The organism is Nonomuraea jiangxiensis (genome assembly GCF_900099965.1).
Taxonomy (GTDB): Bacteria; Actinomycetota; Actinomycetes; order Streptosporangiales; family Streptosporangiaceae; genus Nonomuraea; species Nonomuraea jiangxiensis.
This window is the reverse complement of sequence record NZ_FNDJ01000010.1, coordinates 376,634-382,808: the sequence shown is the minus strand read 5'-3', so window position 1 is coordinate 382,808 and position 6,175 is coordinate 376,634. Positions and strand designations below refer to the sequence as shown.

The 6,175-nt window shown below is 68.8% G+C and carries 3 protein-coding genes and 1 rRNA gene; 2 read left to right on the top strand and 2 right to left on the bottom strand.

Annotated elements, in window-relative coordinates:
* A 16S ribosomal RNA gene (locus BLS95_RS23700) occupies nt 1–90 on the bottom strand; the annotation flags it as partial.
* A 427-nt stretch (nt 91–517) separates the two neighbouring features.
* Here BLS95_RS23700 and BLS95_RS23695 point away from each other — a divergent pair.
* A complete protein-coding gene (locus tag BLS95_RS23695; RefSeq protein ID WP_090934943.1) occupies nt 518–2,608 on the top strand; it encodes a S9 family peptidase in 2,091 nt (696 codons plus the stop codon).
* On the top strand, nt 2,605–3,600 hold the full coding sequence (gene mgrA / locus BLS95_RS23690; RefSeq protein ID WP_090934940.1) for an L-glyceraldehyde 3-phosphate reductase: 996 nt from the start codon (nt 2,605–2,607) through the stop codon (nt 3,598–3,600). The genes BLS95_RS23695 and mgrA overlap by 4 nt, the downstream gene beginning before the upstream one ends.
* Nucleotides 3,601–3,606: 6 nt before the next feature.
* Here the strand turns inward: mgrA and BLS95_RS23685 are convergent, their stop codons facing one another.
* Entirely contained in the window at nt 3,607–5,982 is a 2,376-nt protein-coding gene (locus tag BLS95_RS23685; RefSeq protein WP_090935105.1) for a lysylphosphatidylglycerol synthase transmembrane domain-containing protein, read from the bottom strand.
* Between the last annotated feature and the right edge of the window lie 193 nt (nt 5,983–6,175).

Here is a 6,175-nt window from a genome sequence, read left to right as displayed (position 1 = left end):
CGAGTACCCCGAAGGGCCTTTCCGCTCGACTTGCATGTGTTAAGCACGCCGCCAGCGTTCGTCCTGAGCCAGGATCAAACTCTCCAAACAATGTCTGGAGGGATTTGAAAATCCCAACCTCAAAAAGGAATCCGTCAAAAATGACGGGGTCATACATGTGTCATACATGCACTGGCTTTTAACACACTGTTGAGTTCTCAAGAAACGGACGCGTTCACCAGATCCGTGAAACCCTTGCGAGTCCCGCACCCGGCGGCGTTCATTTCGTTGTGCCTTAAGTCTTTCAGCCGTTCAAGTCTCTGTCAAATTGACTCGACTTGCACAACTTGCGGAACTTCGGACACAGCACACCCACTATCACCGGAGTGATGAAGGAGGGATGTGCCGCACCTCGTCGGCTCCTCAAGATTAGCAGCGCCTCCGACCACTCGAGACGCCTTCGACTCCATCCCCGGCCACAGATCGATCACGGCGAACACCCACTCCCCATGTCAACGGCCGAACATAGACTCCCCACGTGAGCAGCAACACGCCCCCTGTGGCGAAGAAGGTCCCGACCGAGCGCACCCATCACGGCGACACCGTCATCGACGAGTACGCCTGGTTGGGCAACAAGGAAGATCCCGACACCACCGCCTATCTGGAGGCCGAGAACGAATTTCTCAAACAGGAGACCGCTCACCTCTCCGAACTCCAGGAGCAGGTGTTCCAGGAGATCAAGGGCCGCACGCAGGAAACCGATCTGTCGGTCGCCAGCCGCAAGGGCGCGTGGTGGTACTTCAGCCGTACCGAGGAGGGCAAGCAGTACGCGGTCTCCTGCCGCGTCCCCGTGGACGGCGACGCGCCCCCCGAGATCACCCCGGGGGTCCGCCTGGAGCGCGAGCGGGTGATCCTCGACGGCAACGAGCTGGCCGGGGACAGCCCGTTCTTCTCGATCGGCACCAGCTCCGTCACCCCCGACGGCACGATGCTGGCCTACGCGACCGACTACACGGGCAACGAGCGCTTCACCCTGCGCTTCAAGAACCTCGAGACGGGCGAGATCCTCCCGGACGAGATCGAGAACATCTTCTACGGGGGCGCCTGGTCCGCCGACGGCTCGGCGTTCTTCTACACGCGCGTGGACGACGCCTGGCGGCCGTTCCAGGTCTACCGGCACACCCTCGGCACCCAGGAGGACGTCCTGGTGTACGAGGAGGCCGACGAGCGCTACTGGGTCGGCATCGGGCTGACCCGCAGCGAGCGGTACCTGGTCCTGAGCGCGGGCAGCAAGATCACCAGCGAGGTCCGCATCCTCGACGCCACCGACCCGGCGGGCGAGTTCCGCGTCGTGCGCCCCCGGACGACCGGAGTCGAATACGGCATCGAGCACGCGGGCGACTTCTTCTACGTGCTCCACAACCAGGACGCCGAGAACTTCGAGCTGGCCACGGCCCCGCTCGACGCCCCCGGCGACTGGACCCCGCTGATCGCCCACCGGGAGGACACCCGGCTGCTGGAGATCGACGCGTTCTCCGACCACGCCGTGGTGCACTTCCGCCGCGACGGCCTGACCGGTCTGCGCGTGCTCCCGTACGCCACCGGTGTCGAGGGCTGGCGCGAGCGCATCGAGGCCTCCGAGCGGAACGCCTACGAGATCGACTTCCCCGAGCCCCTCTACGACGTCGGCCCGGCGGGCAACCCCGAGTTCGTCACCAGGCGGCTCCGGCTGGCGTACACGAGCATGGTCACCCCGCCCAGCGTGTACGACTACGACCTCGACTCCCACGAGCTGATCCTGCTCAAGCGGCGCCCGGTCCTGGGCGGCTACGACCCGGCCGACTACGAGCAGTTCCGTGACTGGGCCCTGGCCGAGGACGGCACCCGGATCCCGGTGTCCATCGTCAAGCGCAAGGACGCCGCCAAGCCCGCCCCGACCCTCCTCTACGGCTACGGCAGCTACGAGACCTCCATCGACCCCGGCTTCTCGGTCCCCCGGCTGTCGCTGCTCGACCGCGGCTTCGTCTTCGCCGTCGCGCACGTCAGGGGCGGCGGCGAGATGGGCCGCCGCTGGTACGAGGACGGCAAGCTCACCAGCAAGCGCAACACGTTCACCGACTTCGTGGCCGTGGCCAGGCACATGAAGGCGGCCGGCTGGAGCGAGCGGATCATCGCCAGGGGCGGCTCGGCGGGCGGCCTGCTGATGGGCGCGGTCACGAACCTGGCTCCGGAGGAGTTCGCGGGCGTGGTGGCCGAGGTGCCGTTCGTGGACGCCCTGAACACGATTCTCGACCCGTCGCTCCCGCTGACGGTGATCGAGTGGGACGAGTGGGGCGATCCGCTGCACAACCCCGACGTTTACGCGTACATGAAGAGTTACACGCCGTATGAGAACGTGGACGGCAGGCCGTACCCGCCGATCCTGGCGATCACGAGCCTGAACGACACGCGCGTGCTGTACCACGAGCCGGCGAAGTGGATCGCCCGGCTGCGGGCGACGGCGAGCGGCGGGCCGTTCCTGCTCAAGACGGAGATGGGCGCGGGGCACGGCGGCCGCAGCGGGCGTTACGACGCCTGGCGCGAAGAGGCGTTCGCGCTTTCCTGGATCATCGAGAGGGGCACCTCATGACATATCAGGCCGACGAGCAGCGCTACGAGCGCCAGCCGTACAACCGCAGCGGGCGCAGCGGGCTCAAGCTGCCCGTGGTCTCCCTGGGCCTGTGGCACAACTTCGGCGACAACCGGCCGATCGAGAACTCCCGGGCGATCCTGCGGCGGGCGTTCGACCTCGGGGTGACGCACTTCGACCTGGCCAACAACTACGGCGTGCCGTACGGCTCGGCGGAGCGGAACTTCGGCCGCATCTTCCACGAGGACTTCGCCGGATATCGCGACGAGCTGGTGATCTCGACCAAGGCCGGGTTCGACATGTGGCCGGGCCCGTACGGCGAGTGGGGCTCGCGCAAATACGTCCTGGCCAGCCTCGACCAGTCCCTCCAGCGGATGGGCCTGGACTACGTCGACATCTTCTACAGCCACCGCCCCGACCCGGAGACGCCGCTGGAGGAGACCATGGGGGCGCTCGACCGGGCGGTGCGCTCGGGCAAGGCGCTCTACGCGGGCATCTCCAACTACTCGGCCGAGCAGACCACCCAGGCCGCGCGGATCATGCGCGAGCTGGGCACGCCGCTGCTGATCCACCAGCCGTCCTACTCGATGATCAACCGCTGGATCGAGGACGGGCTGCTCGACGCGCTGGAGGAGGCGGGCATGGGCTGCATCGTGTTCTCGCCGCTGGCGCAGGGCCTGCTGACCGACCGCTACCTCAACGGGGTGCCGGCCGACTCGCGGGCGGCGACCAGCAGGTTCCTGAACGCCGACCGGATCGACGTCGCCCTGGCCCGCGACCTGAACGAGATCGCCAAGGGCCGGGGGCAGACGCTGGCCCAGATGGCGCTGTCGTGGACGCTCAGGGACCCCAGGGTGACGAGTGTGCTGATCGGCGCGAGCAGCGTACGGCAGCTGGAGGACAACGTGGCCTGCGTGGACGGCCCGGCGTTCACCGAGGACGAGCTCCAGGCCATCGACAAGGTCACCGGACCGGCCCTGTCCGCCCGCTGAGGGCTCTCACAGGGACTCGTGCCGCTGGAGGTAGGTGAAGGCGGCCCAGCCGGGTAGCACCGGCAGCCAGAACGTGAGCAGCCGGTGCAGCAGCACGGCCGAGGTGGCCAGCTCGGCGGGCACGCCCGCCACGGTCAGGCCGCCCGCGAGCGCGATCTCGACCGCACCCAGACCGCCCGGTGTGGGTGCGGCCGAGCCGATCGCGTTGGCCGTGAGATAGACGACCGCGACGGCGGTGAAGCTGAGCGAGCCGCCGAACGCGGCGACGCAGGCGTCCAGGCACAGCACGAACGCGATGGTGATCATGAGGGTGCCGGTGCACGCCTCGACCATCTTGCGCGGCGACTGCAGCACGTCGAGCAGCCTGGGCAGCACGTTCGAGAACAGCTTGCGCATCCGCGACGTCAACAGCCTGCGCAGCGGCGGCACCCCGAGCACCACCACGACCAGCAGCGCGACCGCGAGCAGCACCACGACGAGCCCGCGCGAGGGAGTGAACGAGGTGGTCGTGGTGGAGCCCGTGATGTAGGCGAACAGCAGCAGCAGCGCGATGTGGAAGACCAGCATGATGAGCTGCGAGGCGCCCACGCTGGCCACCGCACTGGCCGGTGGGATGCCGCGTTTCTGCAGGTAGCGCGTGTTGATCGCGACTCCGCCGACGGCCGCGGGCGCGACGAGCTTGACGAACGAGGCGGCGAACTGCACGAGCACGGTACGCCACAGCGGCAGCGGCTCGGGCACGAACCCCCGCAGCATCAGGGCGGCGGCCACGAAGCTGACGAACGAGGCGACCAGCGCCACCCCCGACCAGGCCCAGTTGGCCGTGGTGATCACCCGGTAGATGTCCACCCGGCTGAGCTGGGACAGCACGATGTACGCGGCCAGGGTGCTGGCGATGATCGTGATGAGGACGCGCGGCCGGAACCGTTCGAGGCGGACCTCCTCGACCTTGCTCTGCGGCTTGAGCGCGACGATGTGGTCGCGCAGGCCGGGCAGCACGTTCTTCGCCTTGCTGAGCGCCGCGCGGGTCTCCCTGGTCAGCGCGATGCGCTGGAGCAGCGGCATGGCGGCGGCCAGCGCGTCAGGCCCCAGCACGGCCGCCGCGGCCCGGACCGAGCGCTCGGGGCCGACGCGCAGCGCCAGGTAGGCGAGGAGCTGGGCGACGTCGAGCCGGAGCAGCAGGTCTCCGGCGGCGATCTCGCCGCTGCGCGCGTCGGTCAGCACGACGCGCCCCGCGCGGTCGAGGTGGATGCTGTCGCCGGTGAGCCTGCGGTGCGCCAGGCGCTGGATCTGCAGCAGCTCGACCTGCTCCCAGATCTGGGCGAGCAGCGCGTCGTCGATCTCCGAGTCCGGCACCTCGGCGAGCGGGCGGGTCTCGATGTGCTCGTAGGCGAGCAGCGCGGCCTCGGTGCCGATCTCGCTGGTGCCGAGCAGCCGGGGCGTGCTGGCGCCTGCCGCCTGGGCCGCGTATGCCATGAGCGCCTCGCGTTCGAGCTCTGCCCTGAGCGAGCGGATGGCCTTGCGCCGGGTCTCGGAATTGAGCCGGATGCGCCGCCACAGCCGGTAGGCCAGCCCGGCCACCTGCCGATCCCGGTCGAGCACGGTGACGTCCAGGCTGCTGCCGTCCTTGAGCCCCATGGAGTAGCGGCGGTCGCCCTGGAGGTCGTCCTCGATGCGGCGGGCCGAGACCACCGGGAACGACAGCTTGCGCAGCGCGGCCACCACGGCGCTGCCCGCCGGCCTGGTGTTGGGGCTGCCGACGCCGTAGAGGGTGGCGTAGCCGATGGCCATGCCGACCAGCACCGTGACGATGGCGCTGGGCAGCGTGATCTGCCGGCCGGAGAAGAAGGCGAGGATGTAGAGGGCGACGGTGGCCCACATCAGCATCCGCCAGGTGGGCCGGCGTGAGATGCGCACGGCGGTGGCGTACGCGATGACCGACGTGAGGAGCGTGTTGAGCGGCTCGATCGTGCGGTCGCCGGTCAGCAGCACGCGCAGGTCCTCGACGTTGCCCGCGACGAGCCACTGCCCGAGCAGGAACGACCCGGCGATGCCGGCGATCGCGGCGATCAGCCCCTCGGCGACGCGCAGGCCGTCGCGGTGGAAGACCCGCTCGACCGCGAACGCCGCGGGCACGATCAGCACGGCCGCGCCACCGAGGAACGCGGCGATCCTGCTCAGCAGGGGTACGAGCTCCGCGCCCTCCTTGACGTCGGCCTCCAGGCCGATGAGCGTGCGCTTGGCCACCAGGGCGAGCAGGATGACCGCGGTGAGCACGATGAGCGTCGCGAAGAAGCGCAGCAGGTCGGAGGGGCGGCGAAGGCGCTGAGGCAGCAGCGGCTCGACGACGTAGACGTCGTCGTCCGGACGCGACTCAGCCACGGCTGGATCCCCCTCCGCGAGGTCCTCCGTGTCGTCTCGTTCCCTGATTTCGGCCACCGACAGCGATTCTGCACCTTCCTGGCCGGACCGTGCGGTCTCTTGCTTTCCAGTGTCCGCAAACGCCCCCGCAGTCCTCGCACGGGGCAGGCTACACGCTGGAGTCCCCGGGGTTGAACGCGGATTCTCCGAACCA

Excerpts from the sequence above, each read along its gene's own strand:
- mgrA (WP_090934940.1), top strand. The coding sequence starts at position 2,605 with ATGACATATCAGGCCGACGAGCAGCGCTACGAGCGCCAGCCGTACAAC.